Source organism: Heyndrickxia sp. FW510-T9 (assembly GCF_058781025.1).
Genome location: NZ_JBYSWK010000005.1, coordinates 26,918 through 43,161, shown reverse-complemented (window position 1 = coordinate 43,161; position 16,244 = coordinate 26,918). Strand labels below are relative to the sequence as shown.

Sequence of the window (16,244 nt, the reverse complement as noted above, 5' to 3'; positions counted from 1 at the left end):
GTTGTTTTGTAAAAAGAAAATCTTATTACTTTTTTAAGAAAAGTTGACATTAGAATTTAAAACAATTTACGAAAAGCAACAATGTAAAATCGGTATTTGGTTTTTAACAATCCATACAAAAACTGCTTTTATTTTTTCCCTGCATATGAAGGAATATATATTACTTGACCTTCAGATACACTCTGATGTGTTTCTAGATGGTTCATTCTTAATATTTGCTGAACACTTATTTCATATTTTTCCGCTAAATGATCCAATGTTTCCCCGGATTGGACAATGCACATTCTTAGCTTAGCTGCCTTTTCATCTTGTTTCCGAGCAAAAAAGTCTGTGAGTGATATGGATTCATATTTGGTTTTTTTCTTTTTCTTTTTTATTTCTTCTGTAACTTCCACTTCTTCCTGCATATCTGATTCATCATTTGAATACGCTGCATAATCCCCATTAGATGATTCATTCCCCGTAGCCAATTGGATTTCCGTGAATGATGAAGATTCTTCTTCTACTTCGATTGCTTTTTTCTTTTTCCGGTGTAATGATTCATCTAATTCTGCATTTGTATGCTGATAAGCATTATACAGATTCTGATTTGGTGAAGTAAACTGGCTTACATCAAATGCTTTGGCAGGTTGCTCACTAGGAATTTTTCTTACTTCAACATTGAATGGCTGAAATAATTCCTCTTCTTCTTCTGCGAATTCATCATCATCAGTCGAATCATTTCTGGAGAGATTGAAAATTGGAATTAATTCCTCCTCTTCTTGAGATGGTTTCTCTGACCTTCCTGAATTAACAGATTCATATTCTACTTCTTTATCTTGCATGTGTTCATGATTCCGGAAGGCTGAAATTGCCTGCATCTCTTCGCCTGCATAGCTATTTTCTTCCTCATCTCTAAGCCCTGAGATTGTTAAATCTGCATTTAACTGCAAACAAAGGTTTTTCACTATATCGTAGTCAAAGGAGTCTACAGATACGTCCAAACACGATACATCTTCAACCTTATCTTTCGGGATGGTTATATCAACAGGGAATTGGTGCTTAAATTCATAAATCCCTTCTTCTGCGCGATATTCTATCGATTGTACATATTTTTTTTGCCAAGAGACATCATCTTCTCCCGCTTCTTCCTCATCGTTTCTATACTCACCACTTAAATATAATTTTCCTTGGATTACGATATATTGTTCCTGTTCTTGGATAGTAATATGAGGATCCAAAGAAATGGATAAGAGCTCTTCTACTTCCTGTCCCCTTTTAAACCAAACAGATTCCTCTAATGAAAATCGTAAAGACGATTGATTTTCGGACAAAGCGGCTTCCTCCCTTCAATTCCTATAAACTCAAGTCATTATGTCATTAACACTCTATGATTAAAACAAACAAAATATGAATCCTACTAAGGCTCTTTTCTTAAACTTTGTTGCTTTTTAATAAGAAAATCGCATAAGCTTAACATTCACGTTAAGAATTTTTAAGAAGAGATGCACCGAAGCTGAGTCTAGATTAAGATTTAAAACAAATTACGAAAAGCAATAAATTGTAGGTAAACAGCCTATTGAAAAAATATTCATGGATTTTAAATATTATTACTTGAGAACAAATGCGGGGCGGCGCAGCTCTAGCGTAGGGAAGTGTGAAATTTTATAATTTCCTCAAACACAAAAAAACCACAACATTAGTTGTGGTTTCAATACAGTATCTATATTTATCCTCGAATGATGCTAAAAGTTTTCTCGGCTGCAGCGATCGTTTTTTCAATATCTTCATCTGTATGTGATGTAGACAGAAATAGACCTTCAAATTGTGATGGTGGCAGAAACACACCATTCCCGGCCATTTCTCTGTAATATGCTGCAAATAAATCTAGATCGGATGTTTTAGCTGTATCATAATTGATTACATTTTCGTTTGTTAAAAAGATTCCAATCATAGAGCCTGCACGGTTAATCGTATGAGGAATTTCATATTTTAGTGCAGCTTTATGTAATCCTTCTTCAAGCTTATCCGCTTTTCTAATAAAATCTTTATAGGAATCAGGTGTTAACTGAATTAAGGTTTCGTAACCTGCTGTCATTGCGAGTGGATTTCCTGACAATGTACCAGCTTGATAAATTGGACCACTTGGCGCAATTTTCTCCATAATTTCAGCTTTTCCACCGAAGGCACCAACCGGAAGACCGCCACCAATTACCTTGCCTAAACAAGTTAAGTCTGGAGTCACTCCAAAATAACCTTGTGCACAGTTGTAATCTACACGGAATCCTGTCATAACTTCATCAAAGATTAATAAAGCTCCATATTGAGTAGTAACTTCACGCAATCCCTCTAAAAATCCAGGTTGTGGAGGAACTACCCCCATATTCCCAGCTACAGGCTCAACAATAATACATGCAATATCTTCACCAAATTGTTGAAAGGCTGCACGAACGGATTCTAGATCATTATAAGGAACTGCAATTGTATTGCTAGCAATACCTTCTGGTACACCTGGGCTATCAGGCAATCCAAGTGTAGCGACACCAGAACCTGCCTTAATTAATAAGGAATCACCATGTCCATGATACGATCCTTCGAATTTAATTATTTTATTTCGACCTGTGTAACCGCGAGCTAATCTTAGAGCACTCATGGTTGCTTCTGTACCAGAAGATACCATCCTTACGATTTCAATGGACGGAACACGATCTTGAACAAGTCGTGCAAGTTTATTTTCTAATAATGTTGGTGCACCAAAGCTTGTACCATTTTCGGTTACTTTCTTCAAAGCTTCGACAACATGATCGTTAGCATGACCTAAAATTAATGGCCCCCAGGATAATACATAATCAATATACTCATTTCCATCAATATCATAAATTTTCGATCCTTTTCCTCGTTCCATAAAAATAGGATCCATTTTTACGGATTTAAAAGCGCGAACAGGACTGTTTACACCGCCAGGCATTAGTGTAACTGCCTCTTTATATGCCTTTTTAGAGTTTTCAAATGAACGCATTAAAAACACCCCTTCTCTTATTCTGCAAGCCAACGTGCAGCATCTTTAGCAAAATAGGTAATAATCAAATCACAGCCGGCACGTTTCATGCTCGTAAGCATTTCTAGCACAATTGTTTTTTCGTCAACCCAGCCATTTAGTGCAGCACCCTTTACCATAGAGTACTCTCCACTAACATTATAGCCCACGACAGGCAAGTTAAATTCGTTTCTCACATCACGCACAATATCTAAATAAGATAATGTTGGCTTCACAATAAGAAAATCAGCGCCTTCCTCTACATCAGAGTGTGCCTCTCTTAATGCTTCTAAACGGTTAGCAGGATCCATTTGATACGTTTTTCTGTCCCCAAATTGCGGAGTACTACCTGCTGCATCACGGAAAGGACCGTAGAATGCAGATGCAAATTTTACTGCATACGACATAATTGGAATATCTTCAAATCCAGCTTCATCTAAACCTTTTCGAATAGCAGCTACAAAGCCATCCATCATGTTTGATGGAGCAATTATATCAGCACCAGCTTGCGCTTGGCTTACTGCCGTTTTTGCAAGTAAATCAAGACTTGGATCATTTAATATTTTCCCGCCCTCAATGACACCACAATGTCCATGGTCTGTATATTCACATAAGCATGTATCAGCAACCACGATTACCTCGGGATAATGTTCTTTAATAATACGGGTAGCCTCTTGCACAATACCGTGATTATGAAAAGCTTGTGTTCCTACTTCATCCTTCTCAACTGGAATACCGAATAAAAGAACGGATTTGATTCCAAGGGTTACAACTTCATCCATTTCTGCTTTTAAGTTGTCTAATGAAATTTGATCCACTCCTGGCATGGAAGGTACTTCCTTCTTAATATTTTCTCCTTCTACTACAAAGATAGGATAAATAAAATCTTCTACATGCAAATGTGTTTCGCGGACAAGTGCTCTCATATTTGCTGAGCTGCGAAGTCTTCTATGTCGTTTAAACTGCAAGTCTTTCATTTATTATTCCTCCCGTTTCATGTTTAATTTACACAAACAATCAAGCATATCATCAACCGTATATTTTTGCGGACTTGCTGAAACCCTCCATCCATAACCCTCTATTGCTTTATTAGTTACTGGACCAATACTAATGAACTCTATCATTTTAGCCTTTTTTTCAATGCGGGGATCTCGCGCAACTTCCATAAAATGGTGAACGGTTGATGGACTTGTAAACAATCCGTAATCTAGATGAATATTTTTAAGTAAATATGCCAATTTTTGCTTGCTTTCAACAGGAAAGATCGTATCATATACAATCCACTCATCAACCAACCATTTTTTTGCTTCTAATGACTTAGCAATAATATCTCTGGCAAGATTGCCTTTAGGAATTAATACCCTTTTTGGCTGAATGCCATTATCGGCAAATTCTTTTGCAAAATCATCCGCAGAAAAAAAGTTAGGAACAAAAGAAACTTTTAAAGATTGTTGTTCAATTGCCTCTTTCGTTTTATCTCCAACTGCTGCAATTTTTGTTTTTCGAGATAACTCTATATTATGTTTACCAAGCTGTTGAAAAAAGAACTTTACTCCAGTCTGGCTAGTAAAAATAATCCAATCATACTGGTGTATTCTATTTATGAATTCATGTTCTCGAGAATCTTTACCAATAGTAAAATCAATAAGGGGAACTAAGTAAGGCTTCCCCCCTAATGACATTATCTTTTCGCAAAGTGCCTCTCCTTTTTTACCGCTGCGAGGTATAAAAATAGTTTTCCCTTCTAGCGGCAAAAAAGAGGTCATGATTGATCAAGCTCCTGCTTTACTTGATCAATTAGTTGTTTCGCACCTTGTTCAATTAATAGGTTGGCTACTTGTTCTCCCAATTTCTGTGGATCTTGGCCGCTAACGGTTTCTTTATAGATTGTTTTTCCGTCCGGGGAAGCAACCAAACCAGTTAAGGAAATATTCCCATCATCCTTAAGCTTAGCAAACCCTGCAACAGGTACTTGGCAGCCTCCCTCTATTTTATGAAGGAAAGCACGTTCAGCAGTTACTGTTACAGCAGTTTCTTGTGAAGTTAATTTTGCTAATTGTTCTAGTAGTTCATGATCATCAGCACGGCATTCAATCGAAAGTGCACCTTGACCAACAGCTGGCAAACAAATTTCCGGTTCTAAGTATTCCGTTACGACGTCACTCGACCAACCCATTCTTGATAAGCCTGCTGCAGCTAATATAATCGCATCATAATCATCTGTTTTTAGCTTTTCTAGACGTGTATCAATATTTCCACGTATCCACTTAATTTCAAGATCTGGCCGCTCTGCTAAAATTTGCGCTCCTCTACGTAAGCTGCTTGTTCCTATTACCGCACCCTTAGGTAAATCTCTTAAAGTCATATAATCTTTCGAAATAAGAGCATCACGATGATCCTCTCGCTCCGGAATACAGCCTATTGTTAGACCATCAGGCAGAACTGCCGGCATATCCTTCATACTATGTACGGCCATATCGATATCCTTATTTAACATCGCCTGTTCAATTTCCTTTACAAATAGCCCTTTTCCTCCAACCTTTGAAAGCGTCACATCTAGTATTTGATCACCTTTTGTGACGATTTCTTTTATTTCAAATTCAAAAGGTACTCCTAGCTTTTTCAATTGCTCTGCAACCCAATTAGTTTGAGTAACAGCAAGCTTACTGCGCCTTGATCCAATAATAATCTTTCTCACGAATATTCCTCCCTATGAATACCAAAAATGAAAAGCTGATAATCTGCTAATTAAAAAAAAGTTGATAAGTACAATTAAAAACGCCGCAACATTTAAATATGCTAAGTTTTTGCCAAACATATTTTTTCTTTCCCGAAAATAGATAATCATGCTGTAAATGATTAGTAGAATAAAGGAGCCGATAATTTTTGAATCATACCAATGAAAATGTTGTACTTTTATTAACGCCCATTGCAGGCCTAAAATTAAACTTAATAATAACATCGGTACTCCAATTAAATTCAATACATAGGACATTTTCTCTAGTTTTGCCAGATCGTTTAAGCGCCATAACCTGTGCCCCCACTTCTTCTCTTTCAAAAGTTTATATTGTAATAAATATAACAATGAAAATACAAATGAGAGAGAGAATGCTACGTATGAAAAAATCGCCATTGTAATATGAATGAACAATAGCTCCGAAACAAGCTTTTCACTCATTGTTTCTGAAGGCATTTGGATCGGTGCAAAGGTATGAATGGCCATAATGATAAACCCAATGATATTGATAAAGAAAACAGTAAAATCGACACGTAACATTCGGTTAATGACGAGTGACAACGTTAATAGAACCCATGCATAGAAATAAAGTCCTTCAAAAATCGTGAGGACTGGAAAGCGTTTTGTATGTATCATATAAAGAAACAAAAAAATTGTTTGAAGAACCCAAACAATTGCAAGTAACCAGAAGGCAAACTTATTTGCCTTCCGATTTTGTTGTAAAAAATCTATAAAGTAAAGTAAGATACTAACAGCATAAAGAACAATCATCCCTTCATGCAGTCTAGACATTATGATTTCAAACATAGCTTTCACCTTTCTAAGATAGCTGGTGAAGGATGTTGGTTCACGGCAAAGCTTGTCTTTTCAACTAGTATCGTATTTTCTGTTTCAGTTGTCGGTTCCCCAATATTAAATATTCTTTTAAATAATTCAAGCTGCTCGCTGGCATTTGATTCTGAAGCGATTTCTTTTGCTTGCGAAACAGGGTCTTTTAATAATTGATTCACAATACTTTTCGTATGCTTACTCAATATTTTACGATCCCGATCGGTTAGATTAGGCATTTTTCGTTCAATGCTTTTCATCGTTTCGGCTTGGATTGCCAATGCTTTTTCTCTTAATGCTGTTATAACAGGTACAACACCTAGCATATTAACCCACTCATTAAATTCTACAATTTCCTCTTCAATCATCATCATAATTCTGTCAGCAGCTTTTTTTCGTTCCGCAAGATTTGCTTCCACAATGCCTTCTAAATCGTCAATATCGTATAGAAAAATATTTTCTAATTCGGAGATTTGTGGGTCAATATCTCTTGGAACGGCGATATCTACCATAAATAATGGTTTATTTTTGCGTATTTTATTAACGGATTCAATCAGCTCTTTTGAAATAACATAGTCTTTTGAACCAGTTGAACTTATTAATATATCCGCTTCCACTAATGCACATTGCATTTCTTGCAATGTTTTTGCAGTACCTTCAAAACGGTCCGCTAAGGTTTTTGCTTTTGCAAAGGTTCTATTTATAACTGTAACCTTTGTCGCCCCGCTTCCATGAAGATTTTCAATTGCAAGCTGTCCCATTTTACCTGCTCCAACAATGAGTACATGCTTGTCTTTTAGATTCCCAAATATTTTTTTTGCAAGCTCGACAGCAGCATAACTAACAGAAACAGCATTAGAGGCAATTTCCGTTTCAGAATGGCCTTTTTTTGCAAGTGTTATTGCTTGTTTAAATAAATGGTTGAACACTGTTCCGGTTGCGCCGACCTTTTGTCCAGTAAAAAAGCTATTTCGTACTTGTCCAAGAATTTGTGTTTCACCTAATACCATCGAATTTAAGCCGCAAATTACTTTAAATAAATGTTCCACAGCGCCATCTTGTTCGTAGATAAATAAATATGGTGAAAACTCATCCTTTTCAATTTGAAACCATTCAGATAAGAAATCTTTAATATAATAACGTCCTGTATGAAGCTGATCGACTACTGCATATACTTCCGTGCGATTACATGTAGAAACAATGACATTCTCTAAAATGCTTTTTTTCTCTTTTAATGCTGCCATTGCTGACTGTAGATCATCTTCATTGAAGGAAAGTCGTTCACGAATTTCCACAGGGGCTGTTTTATAATTTAACCCAACAGCTATGATGTACATAATTAAGTGACCCCCCGATACATCAATCATTCCAAAAAATATATAATAATTAATCCATTCGATTCATTTAGATAAATTCCATTACTATTATAACATGTACAAAATTCATTGCTTTTAAAAAATGTGAAAAGAAAATGAATACTATGTTATCATAATAAGAAAAGTCCAAACGACTTGCTAATACGCTAGCCGATAGGCGCTAAAACTAGACGAATGTAAATTTCAAAATAAGTTTCCTTAAGTACAGTATCAAAAAAATCCATGATAATCAAGCATAGTCGTCGAAAGTAGGATTTGTATGAAAAATCAAAAAGTATTTGCAGGAATTATTTTAATAGGCTTCGGATTATATTATTATCTTTCACAAAATCACATACAATTATTTAAAGATTTTCTCACTTGGCCGACACTTTTTATGATAGTTGGCATTGCATTTTTGGTTCAAGGCTATAGAGGGAAAAATTATGAGGCTATTTTGCCTGGTGTTATTTTTACTGGCTTCGGATTCCATTTTCATGTTGTACATAAGCTTGCCATTTGGCCAAATAATATAGGGATATTCCTCTTAATAATTTCATTAGGTTTTTTGTTACAATATCAAAAAGGGCGAAACGGACTTTTCCAAGGTCTTTTGTTTCTAATTCTCTCTATTATTCTTCTTTTCTATGATAAATTAACCAATACGCTAGGATTATTACGTGTGAACACGGTTTGGAAGTATAGTCCTATAGCATTAATCGTAATAGGAATAGTATTACTTTTTAAGAAAAAATAAACCCAGCAATTGCTGGGTTTTTCTACATCTTCTTCGTTAATGCCTTCCAAGCAGCATCTTTTCCTTCACCAGTTTCAGATGAAAATATAATGATTTCATCCTGAGGATCAAATTGAAGGGTCTCCTTCGTTATTTTCAGATGCTTTTGCCATTTTCCCTTAGGAATTTTATCCGCTTTTGTTGCAATCACAATACACGGAATTTGATAATGCTTTAAAAAATCATACATCATTCGATCATCAGCAGTTGGTGGATGTCGTAAGTCGACTATGAGCACAACTGCTCTGAGTTGCTTTCTCGTCGTGATATATGTCTCAATCATTTTCCCCCATGCAGCACGTTCCGTTTTCGAAACCTTTGCATATCCGTAACCGGGAACATCGACAAAGTGAAGGGCGTCTTCAATAATATAAAAATTGAGTGTTTGAGTTTTTCCTGGCTTTGACGATATCCTGGCTAAAGCTTTCCGATTTAACATTTTATTAATAAAAGAAGATTTTCCAACATTTGATCTACCTGCCAGTGCAAATTCAGGCAACACGCTATCCGGATATTGTTCCGGTTTTACTGCACTTATTACAATTTCAGCATTATTTACTTTCATTTTCCGTCACCTACAAGAGCAATTTTTAATACTTCATCTGTATGGGAAACGGGGAAAAATTCCAAATCATTTCGAACACTTTCCGGAATATCATCTATATCCTTCTCATTATCTTTTGGAATGATAATCTTCGTTAATCCAGCTCGGTGTGCACTTAATGTTTTTTCTTTTAAACCGCCAATTGGCAAAACACGGCCTCGCAATGTAATTTCCCCAGTCATGCCCACTTCTTTGCGAATCGCTCTTCCTGTTAAGGCAGAGACTAGTGCTGTTGCGATAGTAATACCAGCGGATGGGCCATCCTTTGGAACTGCGCCTTCTGGAACATGAATATGAATATCATATTGCTCATGAAAGTTTTCCTCTAGCTTTAATTCCTTCGCCTTTGATCTTACAAAACTAAATGCCGTTTGTGCTGATTCTTTCATGACATCCCCTAATTTCCCTGTTAATACAAGCTTCCCTTTTCCGGGAGACAACGATACTTCAATTTGTAATGTATCTCCGCCAACCGTAGTATATGCTAATCCTGTTGCGACACCAATTTGATCTTCAAGCTCTGCTTGCCCGTAACGGAACCTCTTCTTTCCAAGAAATTCTTCCAGATTTTTGTCCGAAATAATTACGCGCTTACGCTCAGTTGAAACGATTATTTTAACAGTTTTTCGGCATATTGTCGCTATTTCTCTTTCAAGACTGCGGACCCCTGCTTCCCTAGTATAATATCGAACGATCGTTTGAATACTCTCATCACGAATTTGTAGTTGTCCTCTTGTTAACCCATGCTCCTTCATTTGCTTTGGGAGAAGATGGTCTTTTGCAATATGAATTTTTTCTAATTCCGTATAGCCAGCAATCGAGATAATTTCCATTCGATCTCTTAATGGACCTGGTATAGAACCCAAATCATTTGCTGTTGTAATGAACATTACCTTTGATAGGTCGTAAGTTTCTTCAATATAATGATCACTATAGCTATGATTTTGTTCTGGATCTAATACTTCAAGCATCGCTGCAGATGGATCTCCCCGGAAATCGTTGGACATTTTATCTATCTCATCTAATAAAAAAACTGGATTAATCGTACCGGCCTTTTTCATTCCTTGAATAATTCTTCCTGGCATTGCACCAACATACGTTCTACGATGACCACGGATCTCTGATTCATCTCTCACACCACCGAGAGAAATACGGACAAAATTCCGACCTAGTGACTCTGCTATTGACCTTGCCAAACTTGTCTTTCCTACACCTGGAGGTCCGGCAAGACAAAGAATCGGTCCACGAAGAGATTGTGTCAGCTTTTGAACAGCTAAATATTCTAACACACGTTCTTTTACCTTTTCCAATCCGTAATGCTCGCGATTCAATATATTTTCAGCTTTAGAAATATTAAGGTCATCTTCTGTGGCTTTGTCCCAAGGCAATGCAATTAACCATTCCAAATAATTGCGAATAACCGAGCTTTCCGCTGAACTGGAAGGCACCTTTTCATACCTATCTAGTTCTTTTAATGCCGCTTTTTTTACATGTTCAGGCATTCCTGATTTTTCGATTCTTTCCGTTAAATCAGCGACTTCACCTGTCTTTCCTTCTTTATCTCCAAGTTCTTTCTGGATTGCTTTCATTTGTTCTCGTAAGTAATATTCCTTTTGTGTGCGCTCCATGGACTTTTTCACTCTTTGTCCAATTCGCTTTTCAAGGTTGAGAACTTCTTTCTCATTATTAATGATTTGAATGACGATAGTTAATCTTTCTTTTATATCTATCGTTTCTAAGATCATTTGTTTCTGAGAAAGCTTTAATGGAAGATGTGATGCAATAATGTCAGCCATCCTTCCAGGTTCCTCAATATCATTCACAGTCGCAAATGTTTCTGCAGAAATTTTTTTCGATAATTTTATGTATTGTTCGAAGTAATCAAGTAGTGTTCTTGTTAATGCCTCTATTTCAGCATCTTTTTCTTCAGACTGTTTTAGAATTTCTAATGAAACTGCAAAATAACGATCTAGATCAAAAAACTTTTTAATTTTCGCCCTATCTAGTCCCTCTACTAAAACACGAATCGTTCCATTAGGTAATTTCAGCATTTGTTTAACTTTCGTTAATGTACCTATTTGGAAAAGGTCGTCTTGTTTCGGCTCATCTATAGTTTCATCTTTTTGTGTTGTCAAAAAAATTAAATGATCATTCAACATAGCCTCTTCTAATGCCTGAACCGAATGATCACGGCCGACATCCAAATGAAGAACCATTGTTGGGTACACTAGCAATCCCCTAAGTGGCAGAAGAGGAACCGTGTGTTCTTTTTTCTTTGTCAAATCGTGCACCTCCAAAAAAGTGATACTTTTATCAGGAAGTGTTTGTTCCTGATTCTAATTTTCGTATAAGTTGTTTCTTTTCGAAAACAGTAATAAATCCTTATGTAGACAAAGTTTCGGGGTATCTTTTCTTAAAAAGGATAATCATTCTTATCCCAAATAAGGTTGTATATACGGTAATCATCTACAAAAAGCTACCAAGTTTAAGAAAAAAACCTACCTAGTGAATCTTTTAACAATTCTATCGCATTTACTAGCACGTGTCCATTTACTAGAATGTTTTAAATCGAGGAAATACATATCACTTTATTAGTATTTTATTTATAGCAGAATTTATGAAAAAAATCGGCAACTACGGCCGATTTTCCTAAACAATTCATAATATGAATTGTTCTTTATACACTTTTTTTGCCCATTTGTTCAAGAGAGGGGGTAAAGGCGGACTCTTTTTCGAAGCGATCCATTAATGCTTCATTTAAAACTTCTTCTAATTGAGTTACCGGTATAACTTTAATTCCCTCCATTTCTTGAAATATAGATTGCATGTTTTCTGCAGGAATAATGACCGTTTTAGCTCCAGCTTGTCTAGCTGCTTTCACCTTCGCCACTACCCCTCCAATTGGTTTTACATTACCATGAATAGAAATTTCACCTGTCATTGCTACCGAGTTATAAACTGGAATTTTGTAAATGGCTGAATATATCCCTGTAGCCATTGCGATCCCTGCAGATGGTCCATCGATTGGGATGCCACCAGGAAAATTAACATGAATATCATATTGATCGGCTGGTACCCCCATTGTTTTTAACACAGTTATTACATTTTCAATGGATCCTCTTGCCATACTCTTTCTTCTTATTTGTTTTCCTTGTCCTCCAATACTTTCTTCTTCGACGATTCCGGTAATATTAATACTTCCCTTGTCTTTTGCGGGAATCACAGTGACTTCTATTTCAAGAAGGATACCACTATTAGGGCCAGTTACCGCTAACCCATTAATTAAACCAACCTTTGAATATTCACTAATTCTTCTTTCTAATCTTGGAGTAAGCTGACTTGACTGGATGACCCATTCAATATCCTCGTCTAATATATGCATTCTTTCTTCTTGAATCGCTATTCCAGCTGCAATTTGAACCATATTTACTGCTTCTCTTCCATTTCTAGCATAGGACGATAAAATGCCAAGACCTTTTTCAGAAATAGAAATGTTTACTTTCATAGCTGCTTTAATCGCTACTTTTGTTATTTCTTCTTGGTCAAGTTCCCTGAAAAAAACCTCCATACATCGTGAGCGAATAGCAGGTGGTATTTCATTTGGAGTTCTCGTGGTTGCACCAATCAAACGAAAATCAGCAGGTAATCCATTCTGAAAAATATCATGAATATGTGAAGGAATTTGCGTATTTTCGGCATTATAATAAGCACTATCAAGAAATACTTTCCTATCTTCTAGAACTTTTAATAATTTATTCATTTGTATGGGGTGTAATTCACCAATTTCGTCAATAAATAAAACTCCACCATGGGCATTTGTTACTGCCCCTTGTTTTGGTTGTGGAATACCAGCTTGCCCCATTGCCCCAGCACCTTGGTATATTGGATCATGGACAGATCCAATTAATGGATCCGCGATTCCACGTTCATCAAATCGTGCAGTGGTTGCGTCTAACTCGACAAATACTGAACTTTGTTTAAATGGAGATTTTTGATTTTTCTTAGCTTCTTGTAATACAAGACGTGCTGCAGCTGTTTTTCCAACTCCCGGTGGTCCATAAATAATAACATGTTGAGGATTTGGGCCACATAAAGCTGCTTTAAGTGCTTTAATACCATCTTCTTGACCGACAATATCATCGAATGTAGATGGTCTTACACGTTCCGCTAATGGTTCGGTTAATGAAATGGAACGGAGTTTGCGAAGTTGGTCCATTTCTTTTCTTGATTCTCTATCAATGGATATTTTCTGTGTTTTTTGACTTTTTAATAGGTTCCAGAAATACAGTCCGATAATAATCCCAAAAAATAATTGAATTAATAAAGCTATTCCAGTCCAACTCATTGTACTCCCTCCAAGACGCGAATTTCCAGTTAACGTATGTACAACTAAATGCTCTTTTCTTAAACTTTGTTGTTTTTGTAAGCGTAAACTCATAAATTTTTCCTTCAGATTTAGAATGGGTATTCTTTTTAAGAAAAGATGCCCCGAAAACTAAACCAAATTAAGAATATAAACAAAGCATGAAAAGCAACAATTTAGAAGAAAACAGCTCAACTGAAAGAAATGTATATATGCTAGTATCTCCGTGAGTTTAAGGGAATAAACCATTTTTTGTTGGTTAAATTTTGTCATAAAAAAGAACAAATGCGCGGGGCGTCTTGCCCATCGGCGTATGGATTCCGCAGTCTTCGACGAAAGATAAAGGAAACCGTGCTGAAGTAGTTCACGAGCTATTGAAAATAGCACTACCATTTTCACCGAGTAAAATTCGAAGTTTAATTTTACCAAGTGAAATTCGAAGTTTAATTTTACCAAGTGAAATTTGTACTCCCAATTTAACCTGTTGTTAACTTATCGTAGGGAGGAGATGGAGTAATACACATTACTAAATTTTATAATTTCCTAAACAATAAAAAAACCTAGTCAAGATATTAGTCCTGGCTAGGTTTTTTTATTAGTTAAGCAGATTTTTCATTTCCTAACATGACAGTACCGTCTTCCAACACAAGCTTTGGAGGTTCATTGTTAAGAACTGCTTCTTTTGTAATGATGCACTTTTTAATATCATCTCTTGATGGTAAATCAAACATAACATCTAGCATGATTGTTTCAATAATGGAACGGAGTCCACGAGCGCCTGTTTTTCTTTCAATCGCTTTTTTGGCAATCTCCGCTAACGCTTCATCATCAAATTCCAATTCTACACTATCAAGATCCAGCATTTTTTTGTATTGCTTCACCAATGCATTTTTAGGCTTTGTTAAAATATCAATTAAAGCAGTTTCATCTAACGGCTCTAGGCTGGCGATAATTGGCAAACGACCAATAAACTCTGGAATTAGTCCGAAGCGGAGTAAGTCTTCAGGTAAAACCTTTGTTAATAATGCTTTTTCTTCGATATCTTTCTCGTTCGTCTCTCCGCCAAACCCAATGACTTTTTGTCCTAAACGACGTTTAATAATTTGCTCGATGCCATCGAATGCACCACCGCAAATAAATAATATATTTGTTGTATCGATTTGAATGAATTCTTGATGAGGATGCTTACGTCCTCCTTGTGGTGGTACACTTGCAACTGTGCCTTCAAGAATTTTTAATAACGCCTGTTGAACACCTTCACCTGATACATCACGGGTAATAGATGGATTTTCAGATTTACGCGCTATTTTATCAATTTCATCGATATAAATTATACCTTTTTCCGCCTTTTCCACATCATAATCAGCGGCTTGAATTAATTTTAAAAGAATGTTTTCAACATCTTCACCAACATATCCTGCTTCTGTCAAAGATGTTGCGTCTGCAATGGCAAATGGCACATTAAGAATTCTTGCAAGTGTTTGGGCAAGTAATGTTTTTCCACTTCCTGTAGGTCCAATTAAACAAATATTACTTTTGGCAATTTCAACATCATCAATTTTACTATTAGAGTTAATTCGTTTGTAATGATTATACACGGCAACTGCCAATGATTTTTTTGCTTTATCCTGTCCTATTACATATTCTTTAAGTATTTCTCTAATTTCCATTGGCTTTGGAATATCTTTATATTCAACTTCTTCTTCTGTCCCAAGCTCTTCTTCCACAATTTCTGTACATAATTCAATACATTCGTCACATATATAAACTCCTGGACCGGCAACTAATTTTCGGACCTGATCCTGCGTTTTCCCACAAAAAGAACACTTTAACTGTTGCTTTTCATCGTTGAATTTGAACAATGAGTTTCACCCCTTAAATTATCGCTGCTTAAGCATATTACTTAGTATTTCCTTACCATTCAAAAATGATTGATCTTCTGACTTAATCTTTTGTTAAGGCTCTCTTCTTAACCTTTGTTGTTTTTGTAATCGTAAATTCCATAAATTTATTCATTCAGGTATAGAAGGGGTTTTCTATTGAGAAAAGATGTCCCGAAACTATACATTATTAGGAATTTAAACAGATTAAGAAAATTAACAAATTATACGAAAACAGCCTTTTCGAATGAATCAAACAAACCAACTTACTTCATTTTCACTTTTACTTATGTAGCGTACTTTGTTTCTTCATTCAGCAAAATAGTTATGTATTGCATTGTACCATATTTTTATGTAGGACAGGAAATGATAAAGCTTATTTAATTATTATTCGCCATGATTATGTAAAAATCCTACTTATTCCAGACTCTCCTGAAATTATGGTTTATATTCCATTTTATCTTTATTTTTTTTGGGTATTATTTATCATATGTAAAAATTTTTATTTTTATAAAGACTCTTTTCATAAACTATGTTGCATTTGTAGGACAAAAACCTTTTAAACATTCTTATTAGATTAAGAATAAAAAACTCTCTAAGAAAAGATGCCCCAACACTAAGTCCACTTTAGGATATATAGCCATTTACGAAAACAGACTTTATAA

12 protein-coding genes are annotated in these 16,244 nt (G+C 35.8%); 1 reads left to right on the top strand and 11 read right to left on the bottom strand.

All coding sequences use genetic code 11. The features are described from left to right. Positions 1-128 precede the first annotated feature (128 nt). From spoVID to hemA, 7 genes are all read right to left on the bottom strand, one after another. Positions 129-1,313: a stage VI sporulation protein D gene (spoVID, locus tag AC3WJF_RS04125; RefSeq protein ID WP_492449849.1), complete on the bottom strand. Its 1,185-nt coding sequence runs from the start codon at positions 1,311-1,313 to the stop codon at positions 129-131. A gap of 395 nt (positions 1,314-1,708) precedes the next feature. Continuing rightward, a complete protein-coding gene (gene hemL / locus AC3WJF_RS04120; protein WP_492449848.1) occupies positions 1,709-2,998 on the bottom strand; it encodes a glutamate-1-semialdehyde 2,1-aminomutase in 1,290 nt (429 codons plus the stop codon). A 17-nt stretch (positions 2,999-3,015) separates the two neighbouring features. Then, a complete protein-coding gene (hemB, locus tag AC3WJF_RS04115; protein WP_492449847.1) occupies positions 3,016-3,993 on the bottom strand; it encodes a porphobilinogen synthase in 978 nt (325 codons plus the stop codon). A gap of 3 nt (positions 3,994-3,996) precedes the next feature. After that, a complete protein-coding gene (locus tag AC3WJF_RS04110) occupies positions 3,997-4,782 on the bottom strand; it encodes a uroporphyrinogen-III synthase (protein ID WP_492449846.1) in 786 nt (261 codons plus the stop codon). After that, positions 4,779-5,714 (bottom strand): hydroxymethylbilane synthase, encoded by a 936-nt coding sequence (gene hemC / locus AC3WJF_RS04105; protein ID WP_492449845.1) that lies wholly within the window; start codon positions 5,712-5,714, stop codon positions 4,779-4,781. The genes AC3WJF_RS04110 and hemC overlap by 4 nt, the downstream gene beginning before the upstream one ends. A 12-nt stretch (positions 5,715-5,726) precedes the next feature. Beyond that, positions 5,727-6,560, bottom strand: a complete 834-nt coding sequence (ccsA, locus tag AC3WJF_RS04100; RefSeq protein ID WP_492449844.1) for a cytochrome c biogenesis protein CcsA — start codon at positions 6,558-6,560, stop codon at positions 5,727-5,729. 5 nt (positions 6,561-6,565) lie between these two features. Next, entirely contained in the window at positions 6,566-7,918 is a 1,353-nt protein-coding gene (hemA, locus tag AC3WJF_RS04095; protein ID WP_492449843.1) for a glutamyl-tRNA reductase, read from the bottom strand. 298 nt (positions 7,919-8,216) lie between these two features. Here hemA and AC3WJF_RS04090 point away from each other — a divergent pair, with 298 nt between their 5' ends. After that, on the top strand, positions 8,217-8,693 hold the full coding sequence (locus AC3WJF_RS04090) for a LiaI-LiaF-like domain-containing protein (RefSeq protein ID WP_492449841.1): 477 nt from the start codon (positions 8,217-8,219) through the stop codon (positions 8,691-8,693). 22 nt (positions 8,694-8,715) lie between these two features. Here AC3WJF_RS04090 and yihA read toward each other — a convergent pair whose 3' ends face one another. The 4 genes from yihA to clpX all read right to left on the bottom strand — a co-directional run bounded on the left by yihA (position 8,716) and on the right by clpX (position 15,561). Continuing rightward, complete coding sequence (gene yihA, locus AC3WJF_RS04085; RefSeq protein ID WP_492449840.1) at positions 8,716-9,297, bottom strand: ribosome biogenesis GTP-binding protein YihA/YsxC; 582 nt, start codon at positions 9,295-9,297, stop codon at positions 8,716-8,718. Then, positions 9,294-11,618 (bottom strand): endopeptidase La, encoded by a 2,325-nt coding sequence (lon, locus tag AC3WJF_RS04080; RefSeq protein WP_492449839.1) that lies wholly within the window; start codon positions 11,616-11,618, stop codon positions 9,294-9,296. The genes yihA and lon overlap by 4 nt, the downstream gene beginning before the upstream one ends. A 395-nt stretch (positions 11,619-12,013) precedes the next feature. Next, a complete protein-coding gene (lonB, locus tag AC3WJF_RS04075; protein ID WP_492449838.1) occupies positions 12,014-13,681 on the bottom strand; it encodes an ATP-dependent protease LonB in 1,668 nt (555 codons plus the stop codon). A 617-nt stretch (positions 13,682-14,298) separates the two neighbouring features. Continuing rightward, on the bottom strand, positions 14,299-15,561 hold the full coding sequence (gene clpX / locus AC3WJF_RS04070; RefSeq protein WP_492449837.1) for an ATP-dependent protease ATP-binding subunit ClpX: 1,263 nt from the start codon (positions 15,559-15,561) through the stop codon (positions 14,299-14,301). Positions 15,562-16,244 lie beyond the last annotated feature (683 nt).